The sequence below is a fragment of the Xenorhabdus santafensis genome (assembly GCF_033949405.1).
GTDB classification, from domain to species: Bacteria; Pseudomonadota; Gammaproteobacteria; order Enterobacterales; family Enterobacteriaceae; genus Xenorhabdus; species Xenorhabdus santafensis.
On sequence record NZ_VCDN01000036.1, the window covers coordinates 34690 to 53513 of the forward strand.

Annotated in this window: 13 protein-coding genes; 4 read left to right on the top strand and 9 right to left on the bottom strand. The window is 45.5% G+C overall.

Annotated elements, in window-relative coordinates; translation table 11 throughout:
* Positions 1 to 8: 8 nt before the first annotated feature.
* The 4 genes from mdtC to FE392_RS09740 all read right to left on the bottom strand — a co-directional run bounded on the left by mdtC (position 9) and on the right by FE392_RS09740 (position 7982).
* Positions 9 to 3119, bottom strand: coding sequence for a multidrug efflux RND transporter permease subunit MdtC (mdtC, locus tag FE392_RS09725; RefSeq protein WP_319930026.1), 3111 nt, complete (start codon positions 3117 to 3119; stop codon positions 9 to 11).
* The gene (locus FE392_RS09730) at positions 3116 to 6277 is read right to left on the bottom strand and encodes an MdtB/MuxB family multidrug efflux RND transporter permease subunit (protein WP_319930027.1); all 3162 of its coding nucleotides are present in this window, start codon (positions 6275 to 6277) and stop codon (positions 3116 to 3118) included. Before FE392_RS09730 ends, mdtC begins: the two co-directional genes overlap by 4 nt.
* On the bottom strand, positions 6277 to 7521 hold the full coding sequence (locus FE392_RS09735) for an MdtA/MuxA family multidrug efflux RND transporter periplasmic adaptor subunit (protein WP_319930028.1): 1245 nt from the start codon (positions 7519 to 7521) through the stop codon (positions 6277 to 6279). The genes FE392_RS09730 and FE392_RS09735 overlap by 1 nt, the downstream gene beginning before the upstream one ends.
* Positions 7522 to 7838: 317 nt before the next feature.
* Positions 7839 to 7982, bottom strand: a complete 144-nt coding sequence (locus FE392_RS09740; RefSeq protein ID WP_319930029.1) for a hypothetical protein — start codon at positions 7980 to 7982, stop codon at positions 7839 to 7841.
* Positions 7983 to 8086: 104 nt separating this feature from the next.
* Here FE392_RS09740 and FE392_RS09745 point away from each other — a divergent pair, with 104 nt between their 5' ends.
* The 4 genes from FE392_RS09745 (at position 8087) to FE392_RS09760 (ending at position 12439) form a co-directional block, all read left to right on the top strand.
* On the top strand, positions 8087 to 8989 hold the full coding sequence (locus FE392_RS09745) for a 2-dehydro-3-deoxygalactonokinase (protein ID WP_319930030.1): 903 nt from the start codon (positions 8087 to 8089) through the stop codon (positions 8987 to 8989).
* Positions 8990 to 9113: 124 nt separating this feature from the next.
* The gene (gene dgoD, locus FE392_RS09750; protein WP_319930057.1) at positions 9114 to 10262 is read left to right on the top strand and encodes a galactonate dehydratase; all 1149 of its coding nucleotides are present in this window, start codon (positions 9114 to 9116) and stop codon (positions 10260 to 10262) included.
* Positions 10263 to 10367: 105 nt separating this feature from the next.
* A complete protein-coding gene (locus tag FE392_RS09755; protein ID WP_319930031.1) occupies positions 10368 to 11657 on the top strand; it encodes an MFS transporter in 1290 nt (429 codons plus the stop codon).
* Between the two features lie 302 nt (positions 11658 to 11959).
* The gene (locus FE392_RS09760) at positions 11960 to 12439 is read left to right on the top strand and encodes an Hcp family type VI secretion system effector (protein WP_319930032.1); all 480 of its coding nucleotides are present in this window, start codon (positions 11960 to 11962) and stop codon (positions 12437 to 12439) included.
* Between the two features lie 97 nt (positions 12440 to 12536).
* Here FE392_RS09760 and tauC read toward each other — a convergent pair whose 3' ends face one another.
* The 5 genes from tauC to ppx form a co-directional block, all read right to left on the bottom strand.
* Positions 12537 to 13382 carry a taurine ABC transporter permease TauC gene (tauC, locus tag FE392_RS09765; RefSeq protein ID WP_319930033.1) on the bottom strand — a complete coding sequence of 282 codons (846 nt, stop codon included), beginning with the start codon at positions 13380 to 13382 and terminating at the stop codon, positions 12537 to 12539.
* On the bottom strand, positions 13379 to 14146 hold the full coding sequence (gene tauB / locus FE392_RS09770) for a taurine ABC transporter ATP-binding subunit (RefSeq protein ID WP_319930034.1): 768 nt from the start codon (positions 14144 to 14146) through the stop codon (positions 13379 to 13381). The genes tauC and tauB overlap by 4 nt, the downstream gene beginning before the upstream one ends.
* Positions 14147 to 14160: 14 nt before the next feature.
* The gene (tauA, locus tag FE392_RS09775) at positions 14161 to 15150 is read right to left on the bottom strand and encodes a taurine ABC transporter substrate-binding protein (protein ID WP_319930035.1); all 990 of its coding nucleotides are present in this window, start codon (positions 15148 to 15150) and stop codon (positions 14161 to 14163) included.
* Positions 15151 to 15757: 607 nt separating this feature from the next.
* Positions 15758 to 17221: a magnesium transporter gene (mgtE, locus tag FE392_RS09780; RefSeq protein WP_319930036.1), complete on the bottom strand. Its 1464-nt coding sequence runs from the start codon at positions 17219 to 17221 to the stop codon at positions 15758 to 15760.
* A 68-nt stretch (positions 17222 to 17289) separates the two neighbouring features.
* On the bottom strand, positions 17290 to 18822 hold the full coding sequence (gene ppx / locus FE392_RS09785) for an exopolyphosphatase (protein ID WP_319930037.1): 1533 nt from the start codon (positions 18820 to 18822) through the stop codon (positions 17290 to 17292).
* Positions 18823 to 18824 lie beyond the last annotated feature (2 nt).

Here is an 18824-nt window from a genome sequence, read left to right on the forward strand (position 1 = left end):
CATGAATTTCATGACAATTTAGCTGCCTTGGCTTGTGCCCGTGCTGCCCGCCAGTGGTTCCACTTTTCCCGTAATCTATCAAAAGAGATATACACTACGGGCGTTGTATACAGTGTGAGAAGCTGGCTCATTACCAACCCGCCAACAATGGTAATCCCCAAAGGGAAACGCAATTCAGCGCCATCGCCATTGCTCAATACCAAAGGTAAAGCACCGAATATGGCTGAAAGTGTTGTCATCATGATGGGGCGGAATCGCAATAAACTGGCCCGGAATATGGCATCTCGGGCGCTGAGCTTACCGTTGCGCTGGGCTTCAAGGGCGAAATCCACCATGATAATGGCGTTTTTCTTGACGATTCCCACCAGCAGCATAATTCCTATCATAGCGATCAGGCTAAATGGCGTATTGAATAATTCTAATGCCAGTAATGCCCCTATACCTGCAGACGGCAGGGTAGAGAGGATAGTCAACGGATGAATATAACTTTCATACAGTATGCCCAAAACCAGATAAACAGTGACAATAGCGGCGAGGATAACCATCAATTGTGTGTTTTCGCTATTTTTGAAATCTTGCGCAGTGCCTGCGAAAGAGCTGCGAACTGAAGAGGGGACACCCAGCTCTGTCATGGTTCGTTCTATCGCGCTGATTGCTTGGGACAGCGTATAGCCCGGTGCAACGTCAAAAGCAATTTCGGAAGATGCTGAAAGCCCTTGATGAGAAACGTCCAGCGGCGCACTGGCGGGATACCACTGCGCAAAATAGGATAGTGGAATGCGTTTGCCTTGCGCGTTGATAACAAACATTTTCTCCAATGCAGTCGGATCTTGGTTATATTGCGGGGCAACTTCCATGACCACTTTGTACTGATTCAATGGTTGGTAAATGGTCGAAATTGGCTGTTGCCCAAAGGCATTGTTCAGTAAACTATTCGCGTCAGAAACGCTGATTCCCAGGCGCGCCATAACATCGCGATCATAGGTAATTGCTATTTCGGTGCCTTGAGCGTCTTCAGCATCTTTAGAATTAACATCCACCAGTATTGGCAGTTTTGCCAAGGCTTTCTTGATTATCGGGCTCCATTTGCGTAATTCACCGGCATCATCGGACAGCAGATCGAACTGGTATGCCGATCTTGATCCTCCCCCACCGCCAGAGCTGAGATCTTGAACCGGAAATAAATACAGACGTGCACCGGCTTCATTGTTTAGTTTGCCTCTTAAACGTGTGATGACTTGCTGGATACTTTCATTACGCTCATCCAGCGGTTTTAGGGAAACAAACATAAGACCCGTGTTGGTACTGGTACTGCCACCGCCGGTAAACCCCACAACATTATCTACCGTCGGATCAGCATCAACGATTTGCATAAAGCTTTTCAATTTTTCCCGCATCGACTGAAATGAGATACTTTGGTCAGCGGCAATAAAGCCCAGCATTTTCCCCGTATCTTGTTGAGGGAAAAAGGCCTTGGGAATACTGATATAAAGCCAGATATTCAGGGCAACAATGCCAACCAAAGTTAACAGTACCCAGCGGGTATGGTTGAGTATCCATTTCAATGAACGCCCATAGCCTTGCTGAATTTTCAACAATACCTTACCGAATCCTCGAATTTGTCTCTGCGTCTTTTCTGGTGATGATTTAAGCAAATGCCCACACATCATCGGGGTCAGCGTCAAGGAAACAAATAGCGAAATACCGATGGCCGTGGCGAGGGTGACGGCAAAATCCCGGAACAGTCGACCGAGGAATTCATCAATCAAGGCGAGTGGGATAAAAACGGCGACAAGGGACAGGCTCATGGCAAGTACCGTGAACCCAACTTCCCGCACCCCTTTGAGAGCAGCTTGCATGGGTTTCAGGCCAGCATCGATATGACGGGAAATATTTTCCAGCACAACGATGGCATCATCGACAACAAACCCTGTGGCAATAGTCAAGGCCATCAGGGAAAGGTTATTTAAGCTGAAGCCACATAAGTACATCGCGGTAAAGGTGCCAATAAGAGAGACAGGCACTGCGATTGCCGGAATGAGAGTTGCCCGGCCTGAGCGCAAGAACAGAAACACAACCAGAATGACCAAAGCAACAGCAATCGCGAGAGCACGCTCCACTTCTTGCAGGGAAGCACGAATAGCCGGAGAGCGATCTTGGGAAATGTTCAGATGAATACCGGCTGGTAGTGAATCTTGCAAGGCTGGGAGTTGATCACGAATGCGTTGAACCGTTGCAATGATATTCGCACTTGTTTCACGGCGAATAATGATAACGATTGCCGATTTATTGCCGGACATGGCTGCGGCCCGGGTATCTTCGACAGAATGTTTAACTTCAGCGACGTCCTGCAAACGGACGGGGGCACCGTTATTGTAGTGCACAATAACAGAGCGGTAGCTGTCTGCGGTTTTCAATTCATCATTGGTGTGCAGTTGCCAGCTTTGTTTATCGGAATCCAAGTAACCCGTCGGGCTCCGGACATTCGCTCTGCTGATGGCATTGCCGACATCATTGAGAGAAACGCCTTGGTTGAAGAGGGCATTGGGATTCAGCTCAACGCGTACCGCCGGTAACGAACTCCCGCTAACGCTGGCGGTACTGACACCTTCTACCTGAGAAAGTTTTTGAGCCAGTTTGGTGGATGCGAGATCATAAAGTTGCCCTTCACTATAACTATTGGACGTTAAGGTCAAAATCATGATGGGGGCAGCTGACATATTCGCTTTATGATATGTCGGCTTGCTTGGCATGCCGGAAGGCAACAAGCTTTGGGCAGCATTGATGGCCGCCTGAACATCCCGCGCTGCTCCATTGATATCCCGGTTGAGGTCAAATTCCAGATAAATAAATGAGGAGCCTAGGGAGCTTGTGGAAAACATCTCTTTCACGCCCGCAATTTTGCCTAACGCCCGTTCTAAAGGTGTGGTGACGGAAGATGCTATGGTTTCTGGTGATGCGCCGGGCATGGAAGCTTGGACGGTGATAACGGGATAATCCACGTTTGGCAGTGGCGACACGGGCAGCAGAGTAAAACTGAGTGCACCACACAGCGTGATGGCAAGACTCAATAATGTTGTGGCAACCGGCCGCCGGATAAAAAGTGCAAAAAATTTCACAGCGGCTCCTGATGATTTACAGAGGTTTTATCAAGCTGCTCATTCTTGTCATTCTGTTGACGGCCTTTTTTGTAATAATGCGCTAACCTATCAAACAGTAGATAGATAACCGGCGTCGTGAACAAGGTCAGAATTTGGCTCATGATCAGCCCGCCCACCATGCTGACTCCCAATGGTCGCCGCAGTTCTGCACCAATGCCGGTACTTAGCATCAGTGGCAGTGCGCCCAAGAGTGCTGCCATGGTTGTCATCAATATGGGCCTGAAACGTAACAGACAGGCTTGATAAATGGCATCATAGGGTGACATGCCTTTTTCGCGCTCTGCCGCCAGCGCAAAATCGATCATCATGATGGCATTTTTCTTCACAATGCCTATCAGGAGAATGATCCCAATGATGGCAATAATATCCAATTCATAATTGCCTATCATTAATGCCAGCAATGCTCCAACACCCGCAGTAGGCAACGTGGACAAGATGGTGACGGGATGAATAAAACTTTCATACAGGATACCGAGCACAATATACATAGCGACAACTGCGGCCAAGATCAGCCAGAGTGTATTGCTGAGCGCATCCTGGAACGCTAAGGTTGCCCCTTGGAACTGAGTGATAATGTCTTTTGGCATCTGGATCGCCCGCTCAGTTTCTTTAACGGCATTGACTGCCTGTTCAAGGGACGAATGTTTTGCAACATTGAATGAGAAAGTGGCCGAAGGAAACTGTTGCAGGTTATTAATGGACAGATTACCCAGCCGTTGTTCAACGGTCGCAATTGCATTAAGCGGCACCATTTTGCCATCTTTGCCCCTCAGATAAAGATTGTTGAGGGCATCCAAGCCTGATGAATTCTCTGTATCTTGTTCAAGGATCACTCGGTACTGATTTGATTGAGTGTAAATGGTTGAAATCAGACGCTGGCCGAATGCGTCATACAAGGCATTATCCACGGCGAACATTGTAATCCCCAAACGGCTGGCCATATCTCGATTGACATTGAGATATGCTACCAGCCCCTGATTTTGCCAATCGTTGCCGATATCAGCCAATTCTGGGCGTTGTTTCAGGGCATGCTGCAATTTAGGCACCCAGGTGCTGAGTTCATCAAGGGATGTGGCCTGCAATGTAAATTGGTACTGCGTGCGGGAGACTTGTGTATCAATCGTCAAGTCTTGGGTCGGTTGCAGATACAGTTTGACGTCAGGTACACCAGCAATGCTGGCCTGCAAGCGTGGGATAACTTCATCTATGCGTTGGGCTCGTTGATTGAGGGGTTTCAGTGTAATTTGCACGCGCGCGTTGTTTAATGTTGGGTTATGGCCGTCAACACCTACAAAGGTTGTAATATTTTCCACAGCAGGATCTTTCAGCAATAGCGCGGTAACCTGCTGTTGTTTATCTGCCATAGCGTGGAATGAAATGGATTGCGGCGCTTCAAGTGTGCCCTGAATCAATCCATTGTCTTGCAAAGGGAAAAAGCCTTTCGGGATCATGATATAGAGTAGGGCGGTCAGAACCATTGTTCCGAATGCAACACCTAATGTCAGCCAAGGGTGGTTCAATACCCGTTTCAGAAAGACCGCATATATCGCAATCATGCGTTCAAAAAAACGTTCGCAGGCCTGTTCGAAGCGGTTATGTTTGATATCTGCTTCTGATTTAAGCATTCGTGCGCACATCATTGGCGTTAGTGTCAATGACACGACAGCGGAAATTAAAATGGCGACGGCGAGAGTAATGGCAAATTCGCGGAAGAGACGGCCGACAATATCGCCCATGAACAGCAATGGGATCAAAACGGCAATCAATGAGAAGGTCAGGGAAATAATGGTAAAGCCGATTTCCCCGGCACCTTTCAATGCGGCTGCCAGCGGTTTTTCTCCTCGTTCGATATAACGGGAAATATTCTCGATAACGACAATGGCATCATCCACGACAAAGCCGGTTGCGATGGTCAATGCCATTAACGTGAGGTTATTGACGGAAAAACCGCAGAAATACATCACGGCGAATGTACCCACCAGAGAAAGAGGGACGGCAATACTTGGGATCAGGGTTGCGGTGGTATTGCGCAAAAACAGGTAAATAACCATAACAACCAGTGCAATAGCCAGCAGTAGTTCAAATTGAACATCCTTGACCGAGCTACGAATAGTCTCGGTTCTGTCGGTCAAAACATCGACTTTGACGGATTTAGGCAGGCTGCCAATCAATTCTGGCAGCATGGCGCGAATATTGTCTGTTGTTTCGATAACATTCGCACCGGGTTGACGTTGGACATTGATGACGATGGCGGGTTTTTCATTGGCCCATGCCCCCAGCTTGTTATTTTCCGCCCCTTGCTCAATGGTAGCTACATCACGTAAGCGAACCGGGGCGCCATTTTTGTAGGCCACGATGAGTTTGCGATAATCATCAATGGATTTCATCTGGTCGTTGGATGAAATGGTGATTGAGCGTGTCGGCCCATCAAAACTGCCTTTTGGTGAATTGACATTGGCTCTAGCGATGACATCGCGGATCACATCACTATCCAATCCTTGGGCGGCGATGGCTTGTGCGTTCAATTTCACACGCACAGCAGGGCGTTGCCCGCCAGCCAGTGTCGCCAAACCAACACCACTGACCTGAGAGATACGTTGGGCCACGCGGGTTTCCACCATATCCTGCACTTGAGTCATGGTTTGGGCGTCGGAAGTGACCGCCAGCGTTAAAATCGGCGGATCAGCCGGATTGACCTTGCTGTAAATCGGCGGATAGGGTAAATCTCCCGGTAAAAGGTTGTCAGCAGCATTTATCGCAGCCTGCACATCTTGCTCTGCTATATCAAGCGGCAGTGAAAGTTGGAAAACCAGAGTAATGACCGAAGCGCCGCCGGAACTTCTGGATGACATTTGTTTCAAGCCGGACATTTTTCCGAATCGGCGCTCCAATGGTGCTGTCACGGCAGATGCCATCACATCTGGGCTGGCTCCGGGATACAGAGTAACGACTTGAATTGTAGGGTAATCCACTTGAGGCAAGGCAGAAACGGGCAACATTCGATAACCGATGATCCCTGCCAGCAAGATAGCAAACATAAACAGCGTCGTGGCAACGGGGCGCAGTATAAACAGGCGGGATGGCCCTCCGCCTGTTATTGGCGAATCAGATTGCATTACGGATTCTCCACGCCATTGTTTGACTGGCTGCCTGATTGATCCAAGCTCTTCTTGTTACTGTCAGCATCAAGTGAGGCAATTGACAAAGGTTTAACGATTTCGACCTTGGTGCCTTCAGTCAGTTGGTCGATGCCGTCGGTGACAACGCGTTCACCGGCTGAAACACCGCTGTTGATGACAGCAAGCTGGCTATTTTGCAGCCCCACAATAACTTTATTTTTGCTGACCTTATTATCTTTATCGACTTTCCAGACAAAATTACCGCTATTCCCCATTTGCAACCCCGCTTTCGGGATCACGACAGCATTCTGCAATGTATTGACTTTAATCTGAACATTGACGAACTGATTGGGAAAAAGTGCATTGTCTTGATTATTGAATTGGGCCTTCATTTTGATTGTGCCTGTCGTAACATCAATCTGATTATCAATGCTGAGCAGTTTGCCTTGTGCCAGTTGTTGCTGATTATTGCGATCCCATGCACTGACGTTGACGTCTTTGTTATTTTTCTGGGCGTTCAGCACTGCCCTGATATCATTTTCTGGCAGGGAAAACAGCACATCAATGGGATCAACTTGTGTAATCACTACAATTGGCGTTCCACCCCCGGCAGAGACATAGTTGCCGACATCAATCTTCTTTAACCCGGCTCGGCCGGAAATTGGCGCAGTAACACGGCTATAGGCCAATTTCAGTTTCGCATCGTCAATATCTGCTTGATCGGCTTTCAGGCTGGCTTCGCTCTCGCGAACCAATGAAATCTGCTTATCCAGATCTTGCTGCTTGACCAATTTATTTTTTACCAATTGCTGAACGCGACTTAAATTTTGTTTGGCATAGGTCAATGTTGCCAGATCTTTGGCATATTGCCCCTGTGCTTTTGCCAATTTAATCTGGAAAGAGCGGGGATCAATTTCCGCCAGCAAATCCCCTTTTTTGACATATTGACCTTCATTGAAATGCAGAGCTACCAATTGGCCTTCTACGAGGCTGGTGATGTTTGCGATATTTGTTGCTTGAACTGTCCCCAGACCACTTAAATAGTGTGGGACAGATTTTATTTCAGCCGTTGCTACCTGCACAGGAGGGGTAGCTGGATTGCCTGCGCTTTGCTTTGCCCCAGGGGTCTGGGCCTTATCTGATGGTGCACCGAAGTGTTTCCAAGCAAAGAAAATCGCAGCAACGATCACGGCCAGCACCGCAGCGAGTCGGAAAAAGTAGGAACGGCTTTTGTTATTCATTAGCTCGACATTCTCTCAATATTGTGACGAAATGTTGTGATAATAGGCAGTCATGCCACATCTAATACCAAATAAGTAGATACAGCATTTATTATTAGTGTATACAGTCAAAATTAGCCAATGATGAAGAAAATATGGAGCTTATGTCAAAAAGATAATGTTTTGGAAAGTGATTCCATTTAGATTTTGTGATGAATAATCCAATATTTCATGAAAAATTATGTTAAGAGTTTTGCCGCTTCTTCTTTTCAGTTGTCATTCCCGGAGGGCTAATCACGATTGGCAATGCTGGAAATTCAATCAACATGCGCTATTAATTATGCTTGGGCTGTCAAAAGCCGAGGATTGTGTTTTTTGTGATCCATATTGTGGTTCAATTGCGCTAAATCAGGATAGAGTGATTCCACTTTGTTATCCAATTCATTCTTTTTTACTTCATTCTGTTTCTTTATTTTCACCATAAAACCATTTTCTCCAATACCTTATTGCTGACATCTTTGTTCTTTACATCTTGCTACTGGCATTAACCTATATTTCAAGCACCTATAAATAAGGGAGCATGAATATGACATTCCGCTACATTGCTATAGATTGGGGCTCCACAAATCTGCGTTGCTGGCTTTTCGATGATGATGTCTGTTTGGAAAGCCGCCAATCAGAGGCTGGTGTTACAAAGCTGAAAGGTGTTTCACCAAGGGCGGTGTTAGCTGAAATCACAGCAGGCTGGCGAGATGACTCTGACACGCCGGTCATTATGGCTGGCATGATAGGCAGCAATGCGGGATGGAAAATCGCACCTTATTTGCCGTGTCCTGTAGCTTTTGGTGCAATAGGCCGGCAATTAATGCCAGTGGCTGCACAGGTCTGGATTATCCCCGGCTTGAGCGTTGAACATGAAGACAACCTCAACGTGATGAGAGGGGAAGAAACACAACTTCTCGGTGCTTTTTACCTTGCCCAATCTTCCTTGTATGTCATGCCGGGCACTCATTGCAAATGGGTAACGGCAGACCGCTCAAATATTCTGGATTTTCGTACTGTGATGACCGGAGAATTGCATCATCTTTTATTGCAGCACTCTCTTGTCGGGATAGGTTTGCCCGCACAACAATCCGATGTCGGTACATTTAATTCAGGGTTATTGCGCGGTATTGAATATCCTGCTTTGTTGCCACAACTGTTTGAAGTTCGGGCTGCTCATGTTTTAAAAGCATTGCCTGCTGAGTTTATCAGTGAATTTTTGTCCGGATTGCTGATTGGTAATGAAGTGGCAACCATGACGAAACAGCTTGCTTGTGGCACAAATCTATCTTCTCAAGCACAACCTATCACTATCGTGGCGGAGCCTAATCTGGCAGCCCGTTATCAGGCTGCATTTAACTATTTCCAATTACCAACCCAGTTAATTGAGGGGGATGTGGCATTTCTCGCAGGCATAAGGAATATTGCATATGAACTGGCAAACTAATCTTCCCTTTATTGCCATTTTGCGCAGTATCACGTCTACAGAAATCTTTCTTCATATTGATGTCTTGCTTGAAGCTAGGTTTGATTCCGTTGAAATCCCACTTAACTCAATAAGAGGTAAGGCAATGAAAATTACTAAACTTACAACGTATCGCTTACCTCCGCGGTGGATGTTTTTGAAAATGGAAACAGACGATGGGGTTGTTGGTTGGGGAGAACCCACTGTTGAAGGGCGGACGCGCACAGTTGAAATGGCCGTTCATGAATTGGGGGAATATCTTATTGGTCAGGATCCGGCCAGAATCAACGATTTGTGGCAAGTAATGTACCGAAGCAGTTTTTATCGGGGCGGGCCTGTTTTGATGAGTGCGATTGCCGGAATCGATCAGGCTCTCTGGGATATCAAAGGCAAAGTTTTAAAGGCACCAGTTTGGCAACTGCTTGGGGGCTTGGTGAGGGACAAAATCAAAGCGTACAGTTGGATAGGGGGAGATCGTCCGGCGGAAGTCATTGCGGGTATAGAAAACCTGCGCACAATAGGCTTTGATACTTTCAAGCTAAATGGTTGCGGGGAGTTGGAAATTATAGATACCACGCGGAAAGTGGATACTGCTGTCAGCGTTGTTGCGCAAATTCGGGAAACGTTTGGTTATCAGATTGAGTTCGGGCTGGATTTCCACGGGCGGGTCAGTGCGCCGATGGCGAAGGTGTTAATCCATGAGCTGGAACCTTATCGTCCACTTTTTATTGAAGAACCTGTTTTGGCAGAACAGGCAGAATATTATCCTCGCCTTGCTGCTCAAACACATATTCCGATTGCAGCAGGGGAACGCATGTTTTCCCGTTTTGAATTCAAGCGGGTTCTGGAAAACGGGGGCGTGTCCATTTTGCAACCTGATCTCTCCCATGCCGGTGGTATTACGGAATGCTACAAGATTGCTGCAATGGCTGAAGCCTATGATATCGCGCTGGCACCACATTGCCCACTTGGCCCGATTGCACTCGCCGCTTGCCTTCATATCGATTTTGTTTCCCGCAATGCGATTTTTCAGGAACAGAGCATGGGGATTCATTATAACCAAGGCGCGGAACTCTTGGATTTTGTCAGGAATAAAAATGATTTTAATATGGCAGGAGGCCATTTCTACCCTCTGACAAAACCGGGACTGGGTATTGAAATCGATGAGGAACAAGTTATTTTCCGCAGCCAAAATGTTGCTGACTGGCGTAATCCTTTGTGGCGCCATGCCGATGGCTCTGTAGCCGAGTGGTAATCCACTGATTTGGCTGATTACAGCACTGGAATTGTTTTATATAGCTTTGGGCGTGTGAGGTCCCATCATTCCCAGATTGGGAAGTGAAGGTTTGGAGATGATTGTATGGGTATTTCGAATTCGGCGACAAAATTAACTCACCGCCGTTACCTGATTTTAATGAGCCTCTTCGTAACGGTAGTGATCTGCTATGTTGACAGAGCAAACCTCGCCGTTGCATCCGAACATATTCAGCAAGAATTCGGTATCAATAAAACGCAGATGGGATACGTTTTTTCCTCTTTTTCTTGGCTCTATGCACTTTGCCAAATTCCCGGTGGCTGGTTTGTAGATAGAGTTGGCACTAAGCTGATTTATTTTATCGCAATCTTAGGCTGGTCTGCGGCAACCCTTTTGCAAGGTGTTGCTACAGGACTATTATCATTGATTGGTTTGCGGGCCATGACCGGCATTTTTGAAGCACCGACATTTCCGGCTAATAACCGTATTGTAACGAGTTGGTTTCCTGAACAAGAACGCGCTTCAGCGATAGCTTTTTATACTTCCGGTCAGTATGTCGGATTGGCTTTTCTGACTCCGTTACTCGTCTGGGTTCAGGAAATCCTGAATTGGCGTTGGATATTTATTATAACCGGTGGTATTGGGATTATCTGGGCGTTTATCTGGGTTAAGGTGTATCAGTCTCCGAATAAAAGCAAAGGGTTCAACCAGCAAGAGCGTGATTACATCTGTAAGAGTAGGAGATTAAAGGGGAGCAATAGGCGAACAGAGAAAAGAAGATTACCGTTGACGAAAAAAGATTGGAAGCTAATGTTTAATCGTAAATTGCTGGGTGTTTATCTGGGCCAATTTGCTCTGGGTTCAACATTGTGGTTTTTCTTAACGTGGTTTCCAAACTATTTAACCCAAGAAAAAGGGATCACAGCACTTAACGTCGGTTTTATGACGACGGTTCCTTTTTTGGCGGCATTTGTGGGAGTCGTTCTATCCGGCTGGATTGCTGATAAGCTGGTCAAGAGAGGCTATTCATTGAGTTTTGCGCGTAAAACCCCCATTATTTGCGGCCTGCTGATTTCAACATGTATTGTTGGCGCGAATTATACAAATGAACCCATGTTGATCACGTTTTTAATGGCATTGTCTTTTTTTGGCAATGGTCTGTCTAACATCACTTGGTCACTTATTTCTTCTTTGGCTCCCGCTCATTTAATTGGTCTTACGGGAGGGATATTTAATTTTATTGGCGGATTGGGCGGGATCACAGTTCCGTTGGTGGTGGGATATTTAGCACAGCACTATGGCTTTGCGCCCGCATTGGTTTATATCTCGGTTGTTGCGTTAATTGGGGCAATCTCCTATATTTTTCTGGTGGGTGAGATTAAACGCGTTGGTTAAAATAAGACGGCGGCTTTAAGCCGCCATTAATTCTGTCATTCTTAAATATTGGAATAATCTGAAAGCGGTTTTGTAATTAAGGATTTAAAGGAGATTAAAATAATATAAATATAAAAATAGAATAAAAAGAATATATTTATCTCAATTCCAGTAAATGCTGCGGGTAAGCAAGAAGTCTAAATTTAACTTAGAACAAAGCCCATCACTTTTTATCTACCCAAGTGACCGTATTTAGGGATATATTAGCACCGTTTTACCCCCACTTAATGAAGCTAAACCACTAACCATAACAGGGAGTTACTATGGCAAATATTATTTATTTAACGTTGAAAGGAGACAAGCAGGGGTTGATTTCACAAGGTTGTTCTTCTGTTGAATCCATCGGTAATAAATATCAGGTTGGCCATGAAGATGAAATATTTGTATTGAATCTCCATCATTCTATTCGTAGAGAACAAAATGTTAACCATAGCCCAATTGTATTTGTAAAGCCGCAAGATAAATCGTCACCATTATTAATGATGGCAATTTCGGATAATGAATCACTGAATCTGAAATTTGATTTTTATCGCACGGCACAATCAGGAGCGCAGGAATTATATTATTCTATCGAATGCCGTGATGCGACAATTATTGAGCTATCACCGAATTATCCACACAGCGCCAATCACTCTGAAGCGCAACCAGAAGAAACGGTCTCTATTAAGTATAAAGACATTATTTGCCACCATCATATGGCGGGAACTTCTGGATATAGTATTTGGGACGATAGAGTATATTAATTATTGGAAAAACGCCGATTTGAATATCGGCGTTTTTTTATTGAATCAAGCTATAACCGTACCAAATCATGTGCCATTGTAGCGGCAGGTTTCGGGCTTACTGTTTCGCCCCGTACCAAGGAACCAAACGTTTTTGCAATGTCCGCAGCCCTAATTCAAGCGTACATGCAATAAGCGCTATCACACAGATCCCGGCAATTACCATATCGGTTGACAGAAATTCACCAGCGGATTGCACCATAAAGCCCAGCCCCTGCGTTGCTGCAATTAACTCAGCCGCGACCAAAGTAGACCAACCCACACCCAGCCCAATTCGCAATCCTATCAAAATTTCAGGTAATGCATTGGGCAATATAATATTGATCAGGAGTTGGCGACGGTTTGCCCCCAGCGATCTTGCGGCTCTGATTCGGGTAACGTCCGCATTTTGTACACCGGCAACAGTTGAAAGGATGACCGGAGGCAGCATTGATGCCCAAATCAATAATATTTTTGAAAACTCCCCAATTCCAAACCAAATTACAATCAAAGGTAAGTAAGCAAGGGGAGGAACAGGACGATAAAATTCAATCCAGGGATCTAGAATAGCCTGCATCTTTTTACTGATGCCCATTGCTATGCCGACAGGGATGCCGATAATTACCGCAGACAGCAAGGCCAGTAGTATTCGACTCAAGCTGGCCCAAAGATGTTCCCAGAGAGTAACACCCATAAAACCGGGATCACTAGCGGCGTTGATCAGCTGGGCAATAACCTGTTTGGGGGAGGGGAGTATGACAGGGTCAATCCAATCTTTTTCTGTGATAAACCACCAGATTAACAACAAAGCGAGGACAGAAATGATCCGCAACCCAAGGTATGAAGCAAATAACCATCTGACCAAACGCTGGTAATGACGACGGATATTCAATGCCGGCAAGGTATTTTCTTGTTGAGAACTCATTGTTTTCCCCCCAATTCATTGAAAATCTTATCCTGAACATATTCACGACATGCAATAAATTGTGGATCAGATTTTATATGACGGCTGCTTTCTCCCTGTATAAAGCGACGGCCAAAATCCAGTGTCAGTCGTTCAACAATTTGGCCCGGCGAAGAGGATAGCAAATAGAGTTCTTCAGCCATAAATATCGCTTCTTCGATATCATGTGTGATAAGCAAGCACTGTTTACCCGTGCTGTGCCATAATTTCAGCAGCAATTCTTGCATTTGCACCCGGATATAGATATCCAAGGCACCAAAAGGCTCATCCAGCAGTAATATCTGCGGATTAATAGCCAATGCCCGGGCGATGCCCACGCGTTGACGCTGCCCACCGGAAAGCTGCCAGATCTGGGCGGTTTCATATTCGGCCAGCCCGACTTGCATAAGCAGATCACGGGCAATATCCAGCCGTTCTTGCTTGGTGATGCCGATGAATTTTAAGCCGAGTGCTACGTTATCAATCACATTCAGCCACGGCATTAAGCCATCGCCTTGGAATATAACACCGCGATCATGGCCCGGCCCGCTCAGGGGGACATCATCCAATAGAATTTGTCCGGAAAAAGGTTGCAGAAAACCCGCGATCAGATTGAGTAAAGTGGTTTTTCCGCAACCAGATGGCCCTTGGATCACAACGAATTTTTCAGGCTCAATATCAAAATTGATATTGTTCAATACCAATCTATCCTGATATTTCATACTGAGGTGGTTAATGGAGAGCATATCGGGCACCCCTTTTATTGTTTAACCGGATAGGCTTGATGAATAAAGGCATCAGTCACGTATTCGTGATAATCATCTTTTGTGTTTGACGATTTTCCTTGTTGCGTTAAAAACTGAGTGGTTTTTTTAATCACTTCGGGTATTTTTTGCTGCAACAATGTTTGTTGTTCTTGAATTCCGAAATAATGGTTGGCTTCAACCCAATGTGCCACTTGTTCTACCGGTAATCCGCTGAATGAGGCAATGGCCGCAATATTTTCGTGAACGGCCAGCCATTGCCGGGGATTGCTGAGGTAGCGATTATTCTCATTTTGTATGGCCCGGGTAAATTCTGTGACTAATTTTGGATGCTTTTTGGCAAAATCATTGCGGACAACCCAGACATTCAGAGTCATATTTCCCCATTGGCTGACTTGGTTTGAATCGGTCAATACATGTCCAGTGGCCGTGATTTCGTTTAAGGATGGAGACCAAACGTAAGCACCGTCGATATCTCCTCTTTTCCAGGCCGCTACGATAGCAGGAGGTTGCATGTTCACTATCTTCACCTCTTCCGGCGCTATTCCCCAGTGTTTTAAAGCGGAAAAAAGGCTGTAGTGTGCGGTGGAAATAAAAGGCACAGCAATGCGTTTTCCTTTCAGTTGCTCTGGCTGGCGTATTTGAGGTCTCACGACAAGGGATTCGGATTGACCAATCTGGGAATTAATCAGAAACGCCTTGATAGGTAATTGGCGGCTTGCTGCTATCGCCAACGGACTGCTGCCAATGTAACCAATTTGTACATCACCGGAAGCCATCGCCCTTAAAATGGACGCGCCACTGTCAAATTTACGCCATTGAACATTGGCCTTCACCTCTTTTTCAAAAGAACGATTAAATTGGGCGACTTTTGCTGGATCGGCGATGGATTGCCAGGCAATGGTTACTTTTATTTCTTTTGCCTGAAGGGGAGTAGTAAACAGCAGCAAAAAAGAAACCAACAATAGAAATGGGATTTTTCTCACAAAACGCTCCTAATTCATATTTGGATTGTTATCTGGATTAAATACTTCTATTTATTTCGAAGAGTAAGAATATTTAAAGAAATATAAAAATATTTTTTATATTTTTTTGTGATAATAGAAGAAACTGATGATTTTTTCTGGATAGAATTAGGATGTGACTATTCTCTTTGGATGATATTTTTTATTTTTATTGTTTTTATTTTTAATGAGTTGTAACTTTTATGGGTAATGTGACTTGTTCGATTTTTAATCTAAAAAAGACATTAACTAACAAAAATTTTAATATTAATGCGAGGGAATAAATGAATCTTTTTACCGAATATTTTTAATAAGAGCCATACTTTTTATTTTTAAACAGAGATATTTAAATCGTTTGATGGGATTTAGATTAGTTTTCTCACTCTATATTTGTGGCTATTTTTTAACATCGTATTATTGAGACGATGCTGTTGAGATTAAGTTTTTGAGATAAGTGAGAGGCTTAAGCCTCTCACCGGGAGCCAGCCTTTAGTTTTTAGCTGGGAAGATTCGAGATGTGAAAATACGTTCTTTTACTATGGTGCGGCATTTGGCAATCCATTGAGATAAATTCACACTAAAAACACATTCATACCAAAAATAATGTTGCCAGTCCCAAAAAGATAAAGAACCCACCAGTATCCGTAATGGCGGTAATCATCACACTGGAGCCGATTGCAGGGTCTCTTCCCAATTTCATCATAATAAAGGGGATCAGTACGCCCATCAGTGCCGCCATCAAGAGATTCAATATCATCGCCATCGTCATCACAACCCCCATCGCAAGGTCGCTATAGAGCAAATATGTGACAATTCCCATAATCCCGCCCCAGATAATGCCGTTTATCAAGGCTACCCCAAATTCTCTAAATAGCAGGTAAGAAAAGCTGCCCCGTTGGATTTGATGGAGCGCCAGAGCACGCACAATCATGGTGATGGTTTGGTTCCCGGTATTGCCTCCGATGCCTGCTACGATAGGCATTAACGTTGCGAGGGCAACCAGTTGTGAAATGGTATGCTCAAACAGGCCAATCACCCTTGATGCCACAAAAGCCGTACATAGATTGATGGCTAACCATGTCCAGCGGGTTTTCACCGCCTGGCCGACTGGCGCGAAAACATCCTCTTCCCGGCTCAGACCACCCATGCGGCGGATATTGGTATCTGTCTCTTCGTTTAATGTATCAACGATATCTTCAACGGTCAGACGCCCCATCAAACGGCCGTTATTGTCTACCACGGCTGCGGAAATTAAGTCGTAACGTTCGAATGCGCTCGCGGCATCTTCGCCTTTCTGCTCAGGTGAGAAAGTCACCGTGTCTGTATTCATGACTTCGGCAACCAGTTTATCCTGCGCGTTAGTCAACAATGTGGTGAGGAGAAGCTCTCCCTGAAGGCGATTTTTGCGGTCGATAACAAAGATTTTATCTGTCGTTTGTGGAATAGAACCGCGGGAGCGTAAAAAGCGCTGTACTGCATGCAGTGTTACATTGCCCCGTACGGTCACAAACTCAAAATCCATCATCTGGCCGATGCTGTCTTTGTGGTACTGCAACACTTCGCGAATGCGATTGCGTTGGCTTGGTTCCAGATAAGTGAGCAATCGGCGCGTGGTTTCACGGGGAAGATGCTCTACGATATAAGCTTGCTCATCTACATGTAGTGTGCCGATAGCGCGCAATAGCTCAACATCTGACATATCTTTGATCAAGTTATCCCAGACAGGGATAGAGGCTTCCACCAAGACCTCACCGCGCTGGTTATTGTCTATCAACCGCCATAAAGCGAGGCGTTCATCATAAGGCAATGCTTCCAGAATATCGGCAATATCAGCAGCATGCAGACTGAACAGTAACCTCTTGGTTTCTCCAATTTTCTCAAGTAACTGTTCATCACTGATGCTGGAAAAATCGTCTGCCTGAGCCAGTAATCTCTCAACAAATAATTTATCGTCAATAAACAGCGAAAGCAGACGTTGACGAGCATGTGCCAATTTCTGGGAGTGCTGATTGGCAATGGCTGAATTGTCGGGTGTAAAATCCGGCTGTAACATTGGTGTACCTTTTCAGTAAGGCAAAAATAGGGCAAAACTGGGTGCTTGCATGTCATTAACTGGAATCATTAAAACGATTCCTCTTTGATATGCAAGTGCCAGCCCGTGACGTCACTCCAGTAATCCTGCTCTTTTTCCAGATCAAGCAGCACAAGGGCATTTTGCGTTAAGTAGTTTTTTGGCAGGTAGAGTGCCCAATGACCGTAATCGGTTTCCAGCCTTAGTGTATCAGGTGTGGTAGTGGATTGGCGTTGATTATTCAGTAAGGTTGCTAATCGTAATATCTTAAGTATAGGTAGATACTGTTTTTTCTTGAACAGATAGAAACGGGGATGATCATCAACCTTAATGGCTTTGCGATGATAACGAACCAGCGTCGCCAGCAATAATTGCTGTTCCTGAGTAAATCCCGGCAGATCGGTATGTTGCAGGATATAAGCGGAATGGCGTTGCAACCCGCTCAAATTGATGCTTAAACCGACTTCATGCAACATGGCGGCCCACAATAGAATGGATTCCAGTTGTGGATGCACCCGTTGGGGATTTTGCGCGGCCCATTGCCCATAAAGATTTTGGGCGGTATTCCAGACGCGGTCGGCCTGATCCCGGTCAATGTTGTAGTGTTCTGCAAGGCTTTTGGCAGTTCGCTGGCGGATATCCTGATGGCGAAAGCGGTCTTCCATTTCATAAAGCACGCCTTCCCTCAGTGCTCCTTGAGACAAGCGCAGCTCTTGAATATGCAAGGTATCGAAAATACCGCACATAATAGCCAGCCCGGGGACAAAGATCTGCTTGCGATCTTCGGTTAGACCCGGCAAATCCAGCGCATCGAAATTTTTGTATTTCAAAATGCGCTTTACCAGCATATTGAGCCGATCTGGTGTGATCAGGCCATCTTTTTCGCCCTGTTCCACCAATAATTTGTGAATGGTTTTAATTGTTCCCGATGCACCCAAGGCAAAATCCCAGCCTTTTGAACGGAATTGCCAGACCAGATTTTCCAGTTTTTGCGCTGCCTGAAGCCGTGCTTTACAGAAATTGACCTCATTGATCACGCCGTCAGGAAAAAATTGGCGGGCAAAACTGATGCACCCCATGCGGCGGCTTTCAATCAATAATGGTTCGAAATCTTCACCAATAACTAATTCAGTGGAACCGCCCCCAATATCAATCACCAATTTCCGGCCTTTTTCGGGCTGCGTATGTTCAACCCCCATAAAAATCAAGCGAGCTTCTTCATGACCAGAAATGATTTCAATCGGGTAGGGAATAACTTCTTTTGCCCGTTTCAAGAACTCCTGTACATTGGTCGCTTCACGTAAGCTGTGGGTACCGACCAAACAGACATTATCCGCAGGAACACCCTGCAACCGTTCTGCAAACAGCGAGAGGCAAGCAAGCCCCCGGTTGATAGCTTCTTCACTTAATTCATTTTTGCTGTTTAGACCATCAGCAAGATGCACCCGCTTTTTTAAGCGTCCGATAACCTGTATTGCACCATTAACAATGCGTGCGATTACCATATGAAAACTATTCGAACCCAAATCGATTGTGGCAATTTCTTGGGGCTTAGGTACAGGGGTGTCGTGTTTCAACGGCATAG